The sequence below is a fragment of the Vibrio profundi genome (assembly GCF_005281835.1).
GTDB lineage: Bacteria > Pseudomonadota > Gammaproteobacteria > Enterobacterales > Vibrionaceae > Vibrio > Vibrio profundi.
The window spans coordinates 354,664-369,896 of record NZ_RZIS01000001.1 but is presented as its reverse complement, the minus strand read 5'-3'; the positions used below and the strand labels follow the sequence as shown (position 1 = coordinate 369,896).

Below are 15,233 nucleotides of genomic sequence, written 5' to 3'. Positions count from 1 at the left end.
TAGATAAAAGAAACCAATTCGCATTGCTCTTGTCTTAAAGTCAGAAGAAACGGAGTACCCACTGACCAATATGTTAAAACGCACACGCTCAATTGTTTGCCTTTGTATCGCAGCCGCTTTAAGTACCCCTTTACCAGCTAGCGCAAATAGCCCTGCCCTTCCAGATATTGGCACGGCTGCCGGCGGCACTCTTACAATAGATCAAGAACTTATCTACGGTGATGCGTACATGCGCATTCTTCGAGGCAGCCAGCCTATCGTTAATGATCCTGTGCTGAACGAATACATCACCAATTTGGGACACAAATTGGTTGCGAATGCGAATGACGTAAAAACGCCTTTTCAATTTTTCATGATTCGAGACCGAAACATTAACGCTTTTGCGTTTTTTGGTGGCTACGTCGCATTACACTCTGGCCTATTTTTGCATGCACAATCAGAAAGTGAGTTGGCCTCCGTCGTTGCTCACGAAATCGCTCACGTAACACAGCGTCATTTAGCTCGTAGCATGGAAGATCAGGCTAGGCGCTCACCTGCGACTATGGCAGCGCTTGTTGGCGGTCTATTGCTCGCCATCGCCGCTCCAGAAGCTGGCATTGCAGCAATTACCGCAACCACTGCAGGTAATATGCAAAGCCAAATCAACTATACCCGAAGTAATGAGAAAGAAGCGGATCGCTTTGGCATCAACACCTTGGCAAAAGCTGGTTTCGATGTGAATGCCATGCCTCGTTTCTTTGGCCGTTTGGCTGACGAATATCGCTATGCGAGCACACCACCACCAATGCTACTGACTCACCCCTTGCCTGAAGACCGTATCACCGACTCACGTCAAAGGGCGCGCAGTTACCCACCACTGCGTGTTGCTCCATCTCTCGACTATCACCTAGCAAGAGCACGAATTGTTGCTCGTTATGCCGGTATCGAGAATGATGCAGCAATGGATTGGTTTGACCGTCGTAGCAAAAAAGCATCGGCAACATTAGCCCCTTCTTTTGAGTACGGTAGAGCGCTCGTATATTTAGATTCAAAACAACTCGATAAAGCTGAGCCTATCTTAAATAAACTCATCCAGAGTGATCCATTAAACACGTTTTACTTGGATGCGATTTCCGATTTGCATATCGCACAGAAGCAACCTGAAATTGCGATAAAAGAAATGAAGTCGGCATTAACGAGAAAGCCAAATAACACAGTACTCACCATCAATTACGCAAATGCGTTATTAGAAGACGAACAGTTTGAAGAAAGTATTCGTGTACTGCAGCGCTATACTCATGACAACCCTCAAGATACCAATGGTTGGCACTTACTATCTAAAGCTAATATTAGCTTAGCGCACAGCGACGAAGACTTGGCTGCCCGTGCCGAGATCTTAGCCCTGCAGGCAAATTGGAATAAAGCGATTCAATACTATACCCAAGCCAGCCAAATCGCTGAATTAGGCAGTCTAAAGCAAGCAAGGTATGATGCTCGAATCGATCAGTTGATGATTCAACGCGATCGATTTATGTCTCTACAATAATAATCAAAATAACGAAAGAAATAGTCCGCTCACATTTAGGAGAATAGCCATGTCAGTCGTGATTTATCACAACCCAAGATGTTCAAAAAGCCGCCAAACTCTCGCAGTACTTGAAGAGAATGGTGTTACCCCAGAAGTTGTAAAATACCTGGAAACGCCACTTACGGTAGATGAGTTAAAAACATTGTACTCCCAGCTAGGCTTTGACAGCGTACGCGATATGATGCGTACCAAAGAAGCTGATTACAAAGAGGCAAACCTAGGCGACGCGTCTGTTACTGACGAGCAATTATTTGCAGCGATGGCCGACAATCCAAAGTTATTCGAGCGTCCTGTTGTGGTCGCAAACGGCAAAGCCAAAATTGGCCGCCCACCAGAGCAAGTGCTAGAGATTCTATAACTCAATATGAGCATTAAGATACTTGTGCTCTATTACAGCCGCCATGGTAGTACCAGAGCATTAGCAAGACAAATCGCCCGAGGCGTGGAAGCGACGCCTCATTGTGAAGCTATACTGCGCACAGTAGAAGAAATCACTCCAAACACTGAAGAACCCGAAGAAGCGATTGTCCGCCTTGAAGAGCTGAAACAATGTGATGGCCTAGCATTAGGTAGTCCTGTTTGGTTCGGCAATATGGCAGGGCCAATGAAGCACTTTTGGGACTCAACGACAGCCTTATGGCTAAATGGCGATTTGATAGACAAACCAGCTTGCGTATTCACCTCGTCCTCTTCACTGCATGGTGGGCAAGAAACTACCCAGCAAAGCATGATGACGCCTTTATTGCATCACGGCATGCTGATTTTAGGGATCCCCTATTCAGAACCAGCATTGCATAACACTCAAACCGGCGGGACACCCTACGGTGCGAGTAGTACTGGCCATAGCGCAACACTAAGCAAAGAAGAAAGCGAACTAGCGCAGCAATTAGGCCGTCGTTTAGCTCGTATTGCTCTAAATCAAAAGGAAATAAAACTGTAATGGACATGTCTTCGACTACCAAGCAATTTCGCCTATTGGCCTTGTTTGGTAACTTGTCTTTGTTGGCTTGGGTACTCATCTGGCAACTGGCTTTATCCCCTCACCCACATTTAAGCAGCTATGCGATTGCTCTGGTTTGGGCAATACCATTGTTATTACCTTTACCGGGAATTTTAGCAGGGAAGCCATATACACATGCATGGGCAAATTTTGTTTTAATGCTGTACTTCCTACACGCTCTAACCATCCTTTATATTGATGGTGGCGAACGCATGCTAGCTTTGGTAGAGCTTATTTTGACTTCTTTAGGATTTGCCGGAAATATCTTATTTGCTCGCTCTCGAGGTAAAGAGTTAGGGCTTAAACTAAAGCGTTTATCTGAAGTAGAAAAACAAGAAAAGTCTAAATTCGACAATTAGTCTTCATTGCATAGACACGTTTAAAGACTAGATTAATACATACAAAAAGCCGCGCTTAACAGCGCGGCTTTTTAATATCTATAACGCATTCGGTGCTACGCGTTAGTTCCACTCATAAGTCATGACTGATTGCGATGAAATCACCTCTGTTACCATAGGCTCCTCTGCAATATCACTTTCTGAGTTATTTTGCTCTTTATCTTCTGTAGTTGAAGTTTCATTGATCAACGGAGACGCCGATTCTTCATTGGTAGTTTTTACTTCTTCCGTTTCAGCGTCTACCGAAACAGTATTCTCTTGCTGCACAAACTCAGGTGTGATCTCTTCTTCTATGAGCTCAGACTCAACTTGAGACAGCTGACGAATACGGTTCAACTCAACGGCGAATTCCTCAGGCGAGGATAACAAGTGAATACGGAAAGTCACTTCATTGTTTTGGATCTTCAAAATATCTAAGCTAGCAACTGAATTTAGCGCCTTGATCGCATTCTCTAGCTCAAAGAAGTCTTTGGCATTATTTACCTTGGTAAACTGAACTAATTGAGACTCTGAAGATTCGCTTGCAACGGTCACTGCACTTTTAGCCGCGTAGTAATTACTTACTTCATCGATCAATTGCTGCGCCACAACTGCTGTATTTCCTGATGCCGAGCCGCTAATCGGTGTTTTTGGTGAATCAACCATGAAGTTAGGCTTTTGATCGTATAGCGTCCAACGTAAACCTTGACGTTGAGCTCGAATCACTAAAACAGCATCTACAGGATAACGCTGGCTCGAAGCGCTGATTGGGCCAACAAAGGTGCCCCATAAATCCGATACTGCGATACCAGTAATATCATCAAAGTCACCAACGGGTATTGTCAGTGGTAAACCACGGCGCTGAGCGTTTTGCTGAATACTTTGAGCAAGTTCGGTTCCGGAATGTTCCCAAGCGATACTACGATCATAGTTTTGTTCTTCGACAAGCCAAACTAAGATGTTTGCACGTGTGTCAGGCCAGTAAGGAAGCTGAGCTTGGGTCAGTAAAGTGCGTACCTGAGCAGCATTAAACGTCATCTTCAACGTTGCTGACTCACCTTCTTCCCCATAACTTAGCTGCGACAAGTATTGAGCGCTTTGACGTAATGCTTTTTGCACGGTCTCATTATTGACGACCTCAGTGTTTCCCGTAGCACGTACTAGTACTTGCTCCATACCAACTCTTCTGGCATTGGCTTCGGGGTTCTTATCTTCTTCATTAATAGCAACTTCTGAAGTAAAGATATTAACCTGAGTTAAAGCATAACTAGGTAAAGCTAGAAAGCTCATAAATAACAATGCTAAGTAGCGCATATCGATCCTAAAAAATTAAGCGTTAAATGGGATGATAAGCAACTATGAATGGCTGAGCAAGTTAACTAAGTAATGTATAGGTCATAATTAGAGCGGTCTCGGTGAACATTCGTTCAGCAATTAAGGATAATTCCCTATTTCCATGAAAAAATTGCCAATCTATTGGTAATTAAGAGATATAAGTTTGATCTATACAACATAGCAATCGATTGCGAGATGATAAAATCCTGCGAATTTTATTTAACCCTCAAAAGGAATCTTTATGAAAAACGCCTTACAGGGTGCACAAATGTTATTTGTTGCATTCGGTGCTCTGGTGTTAGTTCCACTACTGACAGGTCTTGATCCAAACGTTGCTTTATTTGGTGCCGGTATCGGTACTCTCCTATTCCAAGTCATCACCCGTCGTTCTGTTCCCATTTTCCTCGCCTCCTCTTTTGCGTTTATCGCACCTATCATGTTTGGCGTTCAAACTTGGGGCATCGGCGCCACGATGGGCGGATTAATGGCCGCTGGTGTGGTGTACGTACTAATGGGCGCTGTCATCAAGGTACGTGGGGTTGGCTTCATCCATAAGCTGTTACCACCAGTAGTCGTTGGCCCTGTGATTATGGTAATTGGCCTTGGGCTGGCACCTGTCGCGGTCAATATGGCATTAGGCAAGACTGGTGATGGCGCGGTTCAGTTAATTGATGGCGATGCTGCGTTATGGATTTCTTCGATTTCGTTACTGGTGACCATTGCTATCAGTGTATTTGCGAAGGGTTTTCTAAAACTATTGCCAATTTTCGGCGGTATTGTTGCGGGTTACGCTACGAGCTTAGCGTATGGCGTGGTAGATTTTTCTCCTGTGGCGCAAGCGTCTTGGCTAGCATTACCGAATTTCGTTGCGCCTGAATTTAATATCAATGCGATTTTCTTCATGGTATTCGTTGCAATTGCGCCAGCGGTTGAGCACGTTGGCGATATGCTCGCAATATCAAACGTTACTGGTAGGGACTACCTCAAAAAGCCAGGCTTACACCGCACAATTACCGGTGATGGTGTCGCTACAATTGCTGCTTCTATGTTGGGTGCTCCACCAAACACGACTTACAGTGAAGTCACAGGAGCGGTAATGCTGACGAAAGCATTTAATCCGGTGATCATGACTTGGGCAGCAGTCACTGCAATTGTTCTTGCTCTTGTAGGTAAGTTAGGCGCGTTGCTACAAACGATTCCAGTTCCAGTCATGGGTGGAATCATGATCCTATTGTTTGGTTCTATCGCGACTGTTGGCCTAAACACTCTTATCAAGAACAATGTTGACTTACATAAATCTCGTAACTTAGTGATTGTCGCGGTTACTTTAGTCTTTGGTATCGGTGGTATGGCATTTGGCGTGGGTGAGTTCAGCCTGCAGGGTGTGAGCCTTTGCGGTATTGTCGCAATTCTTCTTAACTTAGTATTACCTCAAGATTTAGGTGATAACCAAGTGGTCGATAAAGCGCAGATCGACGAATCATAATGACTTAGCAACAACAAAAAAGGAGAGCCTAAGCTCTCCTTTTATTTATCACTGTTTTCGACTAATTACTTAGTACCGAAAATCTTGTCACCTGCATCACCTAAGCCAGGAACGATGTAGCCTTTATCATTAAGTTTCTCGTCAATCGCTGCAGTGTACAGTTCAACGTCTGGGTGCGCTTTTTCTAGTGCTGCGATACCTTCTGGTGCCGCTACAAGTACTAGTACTTTAAATACTTTACAGCCTTGCTCTTTCATCAGATCGATAGTTGCGATCATAGAACCACCCGTTGCTAACATTGGGTCAACAACTAATGCAATACGCTCATCGATATTTGATGCAAGCTTGTTAAAGTATGGTACTGGCTCTAACGTTTCTTCGTCACGGTAAATACCAACAACGCTGATACGCGCGCTTGGCATGTGCTCTAGTACACCATCCATCATGCCTAGACCAGCACGAAGAATTGGAACAACCGTTACTTTTTTACCTTTAATTTGGTCTACTTCTACTGGGCCATTCCAGCCATCAATAGTCACGCGCTCTGTTTCAAAGTCAGCTGTCGCTTCATATGTTAGAAGGCTACCCACTTCTGTCGCTAGCTCACGAAAACGCTTGGTGCTGATATCACCCTCACGCATCAGGCCAATTTTATGTTTTACTAGTGGGTGTTTCACTTCAACAACTTTCATGTCCAACTCCGGCAAAATTAATCAAACCTTGCAATTATACACACTTTTGAGCATTTTTTCAGAATGTTTCACTGCATAAAAAAACTGACGCAAACGTTTTCCTTTTTGTTTTAACCCCTGTTAGAATAGCGCCGTTTTCACATCCAACTTAAGACTGAGGACTATCCCGTGAGCGGTAATAATTCTTCTCTAAGCTACAAAGACGCTGGTGTTGATATCGATGCAGGTAACGCACTAGTAGATCGTATTAAAGGTGCTGTAAAACGCACTCGTCGCCCTGAAGTTATGGGTGGCATTGGTGGCTTCGGTGCCCTTTGTGAACTTCCAACTAAATACAAAGAGCCTGTACTGGTTTCTGGTACAGATGGTGTAGGTACTAAACTTCGCCTTGCTTTGGATATGAAAAAACATGACACCATTGGTATCGACTTGGTAGCGATGTGTGTGAACGACTTAATCGTTCAAGGTGCAGAACCACTATTCTTCCTAGATTACTACGCAACAGGCAAACTAGACGTTGATACGGCAGCTGATGTTGTTTCTGGCATCGCTGAAGGTTGTGTTCAATCTGGCTGTGCGCTTATCGGTGGTGAAACTGCTGAAATGCCAGGTATGTATGAAGGTGAAGACTACGACGTTGCAGGCTTTTGTGTTGGCGTAGTCGAAAAAGCTGACATCATCGACGGCACTAAAGTAGCAGCAGGTGACGCTCTAATCGCTGTAGGTTCAAGTGGTCCACACTCAAACGGCTACTCTCTGATTCGTAAAGTGCTAGAAGTATCTGGTGCAGATAAGAATGAAGAGCTTGAGGGCCGCACTATTGGCGAGCACCTTTTAGAACCAACTAAAATTTACATCAAGTCGGCGCTTAAGATGATTGCTGAGCATGACATCCATGCTATTTCGCACATCACTGGCGGCGGCTTCTGGGAAAACATTCCTCGCGTACTACCTGAAGGCACTAAAGCAGTCATCGATGGTAAGAGCTGGGAATGGCCTGCAATCTTCAACTGGCTGCAAGAGAAAGGTAACGTGGAAACATTTGAAATGTACCGCACTTTCAACTGTGGTGTAGGCCTTGTCGTTGCTCTTCCTAAAGAGCAAGCTGATGCAGCAGTAGAGCTTCTAAAAGCTGAAGGCGAAAACGCTTGGGTTATCGGCGAAATCGCAAATGCTGTTGAAGGCGAAGAACAAGTAGAAATTAACTAAGCGACTTTTGCTGCTGTTAATTAAAGAATGAGGACCCTTGGGTCCTCATTCTGCTATTTAGCCCGCAGAAAACCATAATCTATGTAGGTACATTGGTTACCTCGACTTTCAATCAATTGAGTTTGAACCTCTGCATGAAAAATATTGTTGTTTTAATCTCTGGTAGCGGAAGCAACCTACAGGCAATTCTAGACGCTTGTGACAAACAATTAGTCAAAGCTTCAGTGAAAGCGGTCTTTTCAAATAAAGCCGATGCCTATGGCCTAGAAAGAGCCAAATCAGCCAATGTTGATGCTCTCTTTGTAAACCCAAAAGAGTTTGAGTCGCGTGAAGCATTTGACCAAGAGTTAATGAATCAAATCGACGCCTACAAGCCTGACCTTATTATTTTGGCTGGTTACATGCGCATTCTGAGCTCAGACTTCGTTAACCATTACCTTGGTAAAATGATCAACATTCATCCTTCTCTACTTCCAAAGTATCCTGGATTACACACCCACCAGCGTGCTATTGATGCCAAAGATAGCGAACACGGTACTAGCGTACACTTTGTAACAGAAGAACTGGATGGCGGCCCTGTCGTTTTACAAGCTAAAGTACCTGTATTCAGTGACGACGATGCGCAGTCATTAGCGAGCCGCGTTCTCACTCAAGAACATCAAATCTATCCTTTAGTCAGTAAGTGGTTCATCGAAGGCCGACTGAGCATGCAAGATGGTAAAGCGATACTCGATGGCAAAGAGTTAGGCTTACACGGCTACGCAGAAGAATAAAAAAAGAGGCTGATATTGATCAGCCTCTTTTCATTCCGTCATTCTTTATTTAGAGCGGTTCTGTTGGTGCTTGGCTCGCCACTTTCTTTGGTGCAAACTCAACATCTGCTAGTGCAGCTTGGTTGCTCGCAATCAATTCCCCAAAATGGAACAAAGCAAACTCTCCAGGTTTCATTCTAGACCATTGTTCGTTGTCAGTTAGCGGCTGCGTCGCGACAACAGTCACCACATCGTTAGGTGTTGTTTCTTCTTGGAAATTAATCTCAACATCTTCATCAATAAGGCTTGCCTTCCCAAATGGGGCGCGACGGGTGATCCAATAAAGGTGGTTTGTACAATATGTCATGACATATTCACCGTCACTGAGCAGCATGTTAAACACACCTTTCTCTTTTAACTTATCACAGCACTCAGCGACAAAGTTAAACATGCCTTCAAGATCCTGAGGAGGCTCTGGATATCGGTCTTCCAATTGCTTAATCAGCCAACAGAAAGATAGCTCACTATCCGTTTGCCCGACCGGACGAAAACGCCCTCCTGACAGTTCTTCATAATCAGACAACTGCCCGTTGTGAGCAAAGGTCCAATAGCGCCCCCACAACTCACGAGTAAATGGGTGAGTATTTTCGAGATTCACACCACCACGATTGGCCTGGCGAATATGACTCACCACAGCGCAGCTTTTGATCGGGTAGTTTTGTACTAGCTCAGCGATCTTAGATTCACAACTCGGGTTAGGATCTTTAAAAGTACGAAAACCTTTACCTTCATAGAAGGTGATACCCCAACCATCACGGTGTGGGCCAGTATTACCGCCACGCTGCATTAAGCCAGTGAAGCTAAAACAAATATCAGTTGGCACGTTAGCGCTCATACCGAGCAATTCACACATGGTCTAATTTACTCCCTGCTCTAAACCATTATTGAAGCCGACAAGGGCTTCAACTTCTATCAATGTTAGCTGAGTTTATTCCATCTCTTTCTCAACAAGCTGGATAATGATGTGAATAATTTTAATGTGGATCTCTTGAATACGATCAGCATAACCAAAATGTGGAACTCGGATTTCGATATCCGCACAGCCCGCCATTTTACCGCCATCTTTACCAGTTAATGCGATCGTCTTCATTCCTTTCGCTTGAGCCGCTTCAATAGCATTCAAGATATTTTCAGAGTTACCTGATGTAGAAAGGCCAAATAGTACATCGCCTTTACGGCCAACCGCTTCTACATAGCGAGAAAATACGAAGTTATAACCGAAGTCATTACTTACACAAGACAAGTGACTTGGATCTGAAATCGCAATGCCAGCAAAACCCGGACGGTTTTCACGGTAACGACCAGTCAGCTCTTCAGCAAAGTGCATCGCGTCACAGTGTGAACCACCGTTACCACATGACAATACTTTGCCTTCTTGCTTGAAAGAATCTGCAATCATTTTCGCTGCTGCTTCGATTTGCGCAATGTTATGGTCATCACTTAAAAACTTATTCAGAACTTCAGCAGCTTCGTTCAATTCACTCTTGATTAGGTCTTGGTACATAAGGCTTATCTCTTATTTTTATTCAAGCAGCTTGTTGCTTGCAGATTGAGAATCGGGGTTCTTTCTCCCTTTTACCTGAGTTTACCCACAAACATTTCATAGTGTCGACACTTAAGCCGAAAGATTGCCACCTTTATTGAGTAAGAGTGAAATTTCTGCACATAAATTCATCACTGACCTCTCAAGTTTAGAACTTTAGCTCTACTAAGATCACTTTTTGTGCAGTTAGGTGTTTTACAAATATTTAATATTTTGATTACAATTAACTGGTTCGACCTCTTACCATACTAAACTAACTATAAGTGATGTCTGAAAAGGAACTCAAATATGGACATATTGCTCTCTCTACTTAGCGTGACCACGGCTTTAGGTTTGTGCTTATACCATCGTGTTAGCTTAACGCGTTCTTTACTATTGCTAACAGCAACGATGCTAGCACTATCGATTTTCGGCTACGTGGGTACCACTGGTTGGTTATGCTATGTATTGGCTGTGGCCATTCTTGCCGTACCAAGTATTCGTCAAACCCTCATTAGCCAAAAAGCGCTGAAAGTGTTTAAAAAAGTGCTGCCTGCGATGTCTCAAACTGAAAAAGAGGCACTAGATGCGGGAACAGTGTGGTGGGAAGCCGAGCTATTCAAAGGAAAACCACAGTGGAATAAACTACACAAAATCTCAGCCCCATCCCTGTCAAAAGAAGAACAAGATTTCCTCGATGGTCCTGTAAACGAAGTGTGCGCTATGGTAAACGACTACCAAGTTACCCACGAATTAGCGGACTTACCACCTGAAGTATGGCAATACTTAAAAGACCACAAGTTCTTCGCGATGATCATCAAGAAGAAATACGGTGGTTTAGAATTTTCAGCTTACGCACAATCACTCGTTCTACAAAGATTAACCGGTGTGTCTAGCGTATTATCGTCAACTGTTGGCGTACCTAACTCATTAGGGCCTGGTGAATTATTGCAGCACTACGGAACTGAAGAACAAAAAGATCACTACTTACCTCGCTTAGCAGCAGGTAAAGAGATCCCTTGTTTCGCTCTAACGAGCCCAGAAGCGGGTTCTGACGCAGGTTCTATTCCAGATTTTGGCGTGGTGTGTAAAGGCCAATGGAATGGCGAAGAAGTACTAGGTATGCGTTTAACATGGAATAAGCGTTACATCACTCTTGCCCCTGTTGCGACTGTTCTTGGTTTGGCCTTCAAACTTCGCGATCCGGAAGGTTTATTAGGTGATAAGCAAGATCTAGGTATTACATGTGCGCTTATCCCTACCGATCTTAAAGGCGTTGAAATTGGTAATCGCCACTTCCCACTAAACGTACCGTTCCAAAATGGTCCAACTCAAGGCAAAGATATTTTTGTCCCGATGGATTTCATCATTGGTGGTCAGAAAATGGCAGGCCAAGGCTGGAGAATGTTGGTTGAATGTTTATCTGTCGGTCGTGGTATCACCCTTCCATCTAACTCAACCGGTGGTATTAAAACGGCAGCGTTAGCAACAGGCGCTTATGCTCGAATCCGTCGCCAGTTCAAACAACCAATTGGCCAAATGGAAGGGGTAGAAGAGCCACTTGCACGCCTAGCGGGTAACGCCTACGTGATGGACGCTGCCAGCAACTTAACCGTAGCCGGTATCGATTTAGGTGAAAAGCCTTCCGTCATTTCTGCGATTGTAAAATACCACTGTACTCACCGTGGTCAGCGCAGCATTATCGATGCGATGGACATTGTCGGCGGTAAAGGGATTTGCTTAGGTCCTTCAAACTTCCTTGCTCGTGGCTACCAAGGCTCTCCAATCGCAGTAACGGTGGAAGGCGCTAACATTCTTACCCGTTCAATGATCATTTACGGTCAAGGGGCAATTCGCTGTCATCCATATGTGCTAGCGGAAATGGAAGCGGCGTACTCTGAGAGTTCAGATGCGGTTGATAAATTCGACGCGGCACTTGCGGGTCACGTTAGCTTTACTATGAGTAACTTGGTACGCAGCCTTTGGTTTGGTTTGACTGACGGTTATGGCTCTAACTCACCAACCACAGACGTCACTAAACGTTACTATCAACAATTGAACCGTTACAGCGCGAATATGGCTCTGCTTTCTGATATCTCGATGGCTGTTCTAGGTGGGTCATTAAAACGTAAAGAACGCTTGTCTGCACGACTGGGCGACATTTTAAGCCAGTTATACCTAAGTTCAGCAACGCTTAAGCGCTTTGAAGATGATGGTCGTCAGGTAGAAGATTTACCGTTAGTGCATTGGGGTATGCAAGATAGCCTACAACAAGCAGAAGTGGCGATTGATGAGTTCCTAGCGAACTTCCCTAACCCAGTTGTTGGTCGATTACTTCGTCTTATCATCATGCCATTTGGCCGTGTTCGCCGTGCGCCTAACGACAAACTAGATAGCCAAGTAGCGAATATTATCCAGACACCAAGTGCAACGCGCTCTCGCATTGGTCGCGGCCAATACTTACAGCCGACCGAGCACAACGCTGCGGGTAAAATCGAGCAAGCGCTTGATATCATCCTTAAAGCTGAACCTTTGTTCGACAAAGTTTGTAAAGAGACGCACCAGCGTCGCCCATTCTTACGCTTAGATTTAATTGCAGAACTAGGCCTAGAGAAAAACTTAATCTCACAAGAAGAAGCAAATCTACTTATTGAAGCAGAAGAGCATCGTTTGTACACCATCAACGTTGATGACTTTGAACCAGAGGAGCTGGCAGCAAAGTCTAAATATTCCACAATGGATAACGTAGCGTGAAACGAACCACAATAACATCATGACCAAAGGGCGAATTACTCAGTGATTCGCCCTTTTTCTTACCAGATTAAAACTTCACAAGTATTGAGCCTGTGGAAGCCACCTATTTCTAAAGCCCGCTCTCCTCCGCTAACATATTCGTATCCTAAAACGCCTATCGCATTCCTCTAAGGGCATAGAGATAAGAGGAGATAACCTTCCCGCCCTCACGTCTCAGCATCACTAATAGGGCGATAACCATTCCTCCTGCTCAACACTTCACTATCGATTGGAATTCCGTCAGAACGCTTTCCTTGGCGGTTAATGAAGTGATGGCTGTCATCAAGCTAGGAACCACAAACTGCTTAGCGAACAATGGTGAACCCATATCCATAAAGCCACTGTACAAAAAAGGGCGAATTACTGAGTAATTCGCCCCCTGACTATTCGATTATGACTACTTAGGTGCCTGCAATTGCATCTCTGGAATCATCTGCTTTTTGGCTCTAAGCTTTTTCATCACAAACCAAATCAACAAACCTAAAATGATGGCGACTACGTTACCAACGCCAATAATGATCATGCTACGTATTCGGTCAGACTCGCGCTTCTCGAGCAGCATCTTTTCAGCTTCTATACGTCTCTGCTCGGCCAGCATTTCTTCTTGAAGCCTTCTAGACTCGGCCAAATCTACTTCTTCAACCACACTGTACGTTTGATCTTTAATCGCAAACATCAAGTCTCGTTGATTAGAAGCATCAGTCGCATATACTCGGCCTGACCAAGAATAAATACCAATATCACCATTGTAATCAACCGATAGCGGCACTTTCATCTCTTCATCTTTCGCTTGGCCTTGAGCATATGTAATAAACTCATCGGGCGCTTTGTGTTCCAAATGAACACTTAAAGTGCCTGGCGCAACCATGCCCTGCTCAGCCGAAGTCACAAAGGTGTGCGCTTTGCCTTCCTTACGAGACTGAATAAAAGTCGTTGAAACTGGCGACGGGTATACCAAGACCTCTTGCTCTTGAGCGCGTAAAAAGACTCCATTGCCAGAAGTAATTCGTACTCGGTATTTGCCTGGCTCGATATCTATCGGTAAATCAACGGTAAAGACGCCATCACCGGGTAACTCATCTAGCCCTTGTCCATCGTCAGCGAATTCACCCATTACGACAGGAACAGGGCGAGCTTCCTTAACCAGCGTATCCTCATTTTCGACATATTTAGTAAAAGTAACTTTAAGCTTCACTCTTTCTAAAAAATCTCGCAGCACTAATGGCTTATTTTCAGAGGTTAAACGAGCTGTAAACTTTAAGTTTTCACTTTGATAAAGCCTATTTGGAAAGGTATCCGTTGTAAGCACTAAATGAGACAAAAGCTTGATGTTGTTCTTCGGGGTAACTTTGCCCACCGCCTGCCATGGGCCAGGCATAGGGTTTTCAATTGAAATGATGTCCATTGACGACTCTTGATACCAACGGACATTTTCTTCATTGCGCCAAGCGTAATATTTCTTACCATCAGGGCGAACAAGGACAACAGGTTGAGAGCTTTCAGCGCGGTAAATTACAAAAGTTATCTGTTCTATTGTTGGATCAATTCGAAATCGGTTATCCAACAAAGTCATCGTAGACTCAGTCGCAGAGTGTGAACTTAAACTAATCAATAACAAACAACAGGTAATGATTACCCTCAACATAGTATCTCCTACTGACGCCAGAGGCAGCTTCCGCTCTTCTCGACGATATCTAACCGTTCTTGGTGTGCACTTACTTCATCGGCCGTAGCCCTTAAAACCTTTAGCGATTTTCGACCACTTTCGACACGGCGAATTTCTTCTATCCCGCCTTGCTGGCCGCTACTGAACTGTAAAGACGTTTGACCACCCGTCATCAATAAGTAAACGTCGGCTAAGATCTCCGCATCGAGCAAAGCCCCGTGGAGAGTACGGTGTGAGTTATCAATACCGTAACGTTCACATAAAATATCAAGGTTATTCCGTTTACCAGGGAAGATCTTCTTGGCCATCGCCAAGGTATCGGTCACCTGACAAAAATCGTCAGTTTTGCCAATAGAAGGGTCAAGTTTTTCAAACTCGTAGTCCATAAAACCCGTATCGAACGGAGCATTATGCGCCACCAGCTCAGCGCCTTTAATAAAGTCTAAGAACTCTGCGTGAACGTCTTGATAAAGAGGCTTATCAATCAAAAACTCATCGGTAATACCGTGTACTTCCACCGCTTCTTCTTGAATCGCACGATCCGGTTTAAGATAAACGTGAAAGTGTCTACCAGTGAGCTTACGGTTGATGATTTCAACCGCACCGATTTCAATAATTCGGTGGCCTAAATAGTGAGGGCCACTTTCAGTGTTCATACCGGTTGTTTCGGTATCGAGTACGACAATACGTTTGTGTTCAGAGTTGTTACTGGTATTCATAAGGATAACTGTGTCAGACTATGCAGATAATGCGCTTGAGGTAATAGTATCAAAT

General features: G+C 44.3%; 15 protein-coding genes. 8 read left to right on the top strand and 7 right to left on the bottom strand.

Annotated features, from left to right (window positions below; genetic code table 11):
• Positions 1-70: 70 nt before the first annotated feature.
• The 4 genes from bepA to ELZ11_RS01670 are packed head-to-tail and all read left to right on the top strand — an operon-like array spanning position 71 to position 2,926.
• Entirely contained in the window at positions 71-1,525 is a 1,455-nt protein-coding gene (bepA, locus tag ELZ11_RS01685; RefSeq protein ID WP_137355638.1) for a beta-barrel assembly-enhancing protease, read from the top strand.
• 49 nt (positions 1,526-1,574) lie between these two features.
• Entirely contained in the window at positions 1,575-1,925 is a 351-nt protein-coding gene (arsC, locus tag ELZ11_RS01680; RefSeq protein ID WP_137355637.1) for an arsenate reductase (glutaredoxin), read from the top strand.
• 6 nt (positions 1,926-1,931) lie between these two features.
• Positions 1,932-2,507: an NAD(P)H:quinone oxidoreductase gene (wrbA, locus tag ELZ11_RS01675; RefSeq protein ID WP_137355636.1), complete on the top strand. Its 576-nt coding sequence runs from the start codon at positions 1,932-1,934 to the stop codon at positions 2,505-2,507.
• Entirely contained in the window at positions 2,507-2,926 is a 420-nt protein-coding gene (locus ELZ11_RS01670; protein ID WP_137355635.1) for a DUF2069 domain-containing protein, read from the top strand. The genes wrbA and ELZ11_RS01670 overlap by 1 nt, the downstream gene beginning before the upstream one ends.
• Before the next feature lie 102 nt (positions 2,927-3,028).
• On the opposite strand, the gene ELZ11_RS01665 is transcribed toward ELZ11_RS01670, so the two are convergent.
• Positions 3,029-4,258 carry a DUF2066 domain-containing protein gene (locus ELZ11_RS01665; RefSeq protein ID WP_137355634.1) on the bottom strand — a complete coding sequence of 410 codons (1,230 nt, stop codon included), beginning with the start codon at positions 4,256-4,258 and terminating at the stop codon, positions 3,029-3,031.
• Positions 4,259-4,520: 262 nt separating this feature from the next.
• Between ELZ11_RS01665 and ELZ11_RS01660 the strand changes: the two genes are divergently transcribed.
• On the top strand, positions 4,521-5,765 hold the full coding sequence (locus ELZ11_RS01660; protein WP_137355633.1) for a uracil-xanthine permease family protein: 1,245 nt from the start codon (positions 4,521-4,523) through the stop codon (positions 5,763-5,765).
• A 65-nt stretch (positions 5,766-5,830) separates the two neighbouring features.
• Here ELZ11_RS01660 and upp read toward each other — a convergent pair whose 3' ends face one another.
• A complete protein-coding gene (gene upp / locus ELZ11_RS01655; RefSeq protein WP_137355632.1) occupies positions 5,831-6,457 on the bottom strand; it encodes a uracil phosphoribosyltransferase in 627 nt (208 codons plus the stop codon).
• Positions 6,458-6,625: 168 nt separating this feature from the next.
• Between upp and purM the strand changes: the two genes are divergently transcribed.
• Both purM and purN read left to right on the top strand, forming a co-directional pair.
• Complete coding sequence (gene purM / locus ELZ11_RS01650; protein ID WP_137355631.1) at positions 6,626-7,666, top strand: phosphoribosylformylglycinamidine cyclo-ligase; 1,041 nt, start codon at positions 6,626-6,628, stop codon at positions 7,664-7,666.
• A gap of 134 nt (positions 7,667-7,800) precedes the next feature.
• Positions 7,801-8,439 carry a phosphoribosylglycinamide formyltransferase gene (purN, locus tag ELZ11_RS01645; RefSeq protein ID WP_137355630.1) on the top strand — a complete coding sequence of 213 codons (639 nt, stop codon included), beginning with the start codon at positions 7,801-7,803 and terminating at the stop codon, positions 8,437-8,439.
• Between the two features lie 49 nt (positions 8,440-8,488).
• On the opposite strand, the gene ELZ11_RS01640 is transcribed toward purN, so the two are convergent.
• Together ELZ11_RS01640 and lpcA are read right to left on the bottom strand one after the other, a co-directional pair.
• On the bottom strand, positions 8,489-9,331 hold the full coding sequence (locus ELZ11_RS01640) for a class II glutamine amidotransferase (protein ID WP_137355629.1): 843 nt from the start codon (positions 9,329-9,331) through the stop codon (positions 8,489-8,491).
• Between the two features lie 75 nt (positions 9,332-9,406).
• Complete coding sequence (gene lpcA / locus ELZ11_RS01635; RefSeq protein WP_137355628.1) at positions 9,407-9,982, bottom strand: D-sedoheptulose 7-phosphate isomerase; 576 nt, start codon at positions 9,980-9,982, stop codon at positions 9,407-9,409.
• Positions 9,983-10,309: 327 nt separating this feature from the next.
• On the opposite strand from lpcA, the gene fadE reads away from it, so the two are divergent.
• Positions 10,310-12,754 (top strand): acyl-CoA dehydrogenase FadE, encoded by a 2,445-nt coding sequence (gene fadE, locus ELZ11_RS01630; protein WP_137355627.1) that lies wholly within the window; start codon positions 10,310-10,312, stop codon positions 12,752-12,754.
• 250 nt (positions 12,755-13,004) lie between these two features.
• Here fadE and ELZ11_RS23995 read toward each other — a convergent pair whose 3' ends face one another.
• The 3 genes from ELZ11_RS23995 to dnaQ all read right to left on the bottom strand — a co-directional run bounded on the left by ELZ11_RS23995 (position 13,005) and on the right by dnaQ (position 15,178).
• Positions 13,005-13,127 carry a hypothetical protein gene (locus tag ELZ11_RS23995; protein WP_257618946.1) on the bottom strand — a complete coding sequence of 41 codons (123 nt, stop codon included), beginning with the start codon at positions 13,125-13,127 and terminating at the stop codon, positions 13,005-13,007.
• Between the two features lie 63 nt (positions 13,128-13,190).
• Entirely contained in the window at positions 13,191-14,438 is a 1,248-nt protein-coding gene (locus tag ELZ11_RS01625; RefSeq protein ID WP_137355626.1) for a TIGR03503 family protein, read from the bottom strand.
• An 8-nt stretch (positions 14,439-14,446) separates the two neighbouring features.
• Positions 14,447-15,178 (bottom strand): DNA polymerase III subunit epsilon, encoded by a 732-nt coding sequence (gene dnaQ / locus ELZ11_RS01620; protein ID WP_137355625.1) that lies wholly within the window; start codon positions 15,176-15,178, stop codon positions 14,447-14,449.
• Positions 15,179-15,233 lie beyond the last annotated feature (55 nt).

Coding starts and splice junctions, on each gene's coding strand:
- ELZ11_RS01670 (WP_137355635.1), top strand. CDS start 2,507: ATGGACATGTCTTCGACTACCAAGCAATTTCGCCTATTGGCCTTGTTT.
- ELZ11_RS23995 (WP_257618946.1), bottom strand. CDS start 13,127: ATGGATATGGGTTCACCATTGTTCGCTAAGCAGTTTGTGGTTCCTAGC.
- ELZ11_RS01640 (WP_137355629.1), bottom strand. CDS start 9,331: ATGTGTGAATTGCTCGGTATGAGCGCTAACGTGCCAACTGATATTTGT.
- upp (WP_137355632.1), bottom strand. CDS start 6,457: ATGAAAGTTGTTGAAGTGAAACACCCACTAGTAAAACATAAAATTGGC.
- bepA (WP_137355638.1), top strand. CDS start 71: ATGTTAAAACGCACACGCTCAATTGTTTGCCTTTGTATCGCAGCCGCT.
- ELZ11_RS01665 (WP_137355634.1), bottom strand. CDS start 4,258: ATGCGCTACTTAGCATTGTTATTTATGAGCTTTCTAGCTTTACCTAGT.
- wrbA (WP_137355636.1), top strand. CDS start 1,932: ATGAGCATTAAGATACTTGTGCTCTATTACAGCCGCCATGGTAGTACC.
- arsC (WP_137355637.1), top strand. CDS start 1,575: ATGTCAGTCGTGATTTATCACAACCCAAGATGTTCAAAAAGCCGCCAA.
- fadE (WP_137355627.1), top strand. CDS start 10,310: ATGGACATATTGCTCTCTCTACTTAGCGTGACCACGGCTTTAGGTTTG.
- lpcA (WP_137355628.1), bottom strand. CDS start 9,982: ATGTACCAAGACCTAATCAAGAGTGAATTGAACGAAGCTGCTGAAGTT.
- ELZ11_RS01625 (WP_137355626.1), bottom strand. CDS start 14,438: ATGTTGAGGGTAATCATTACCTGTTGTTTGTTATTGATTAGTTTAAGT.
- dnaQ (WP_137355625.1), bottom strand. CDS start 15,178: ATGAATACCAGTAACAACTCTGAACACAAACGTATTGTCGTACTCGAT.
- purN (WP_137355630.1), top strand. CDS start 7,801: ATGAAAAATATTGTTGTTTTAATCTCTGGTAGCGGAAGCAACCTACAG.
- ELZ11_RS01660 (WP_137355633.1), top strand. CDS start 4,521: ATGAAAAACGCCTTACAGGGTGCACAAATGTTATTTGTTGCATTCGGT.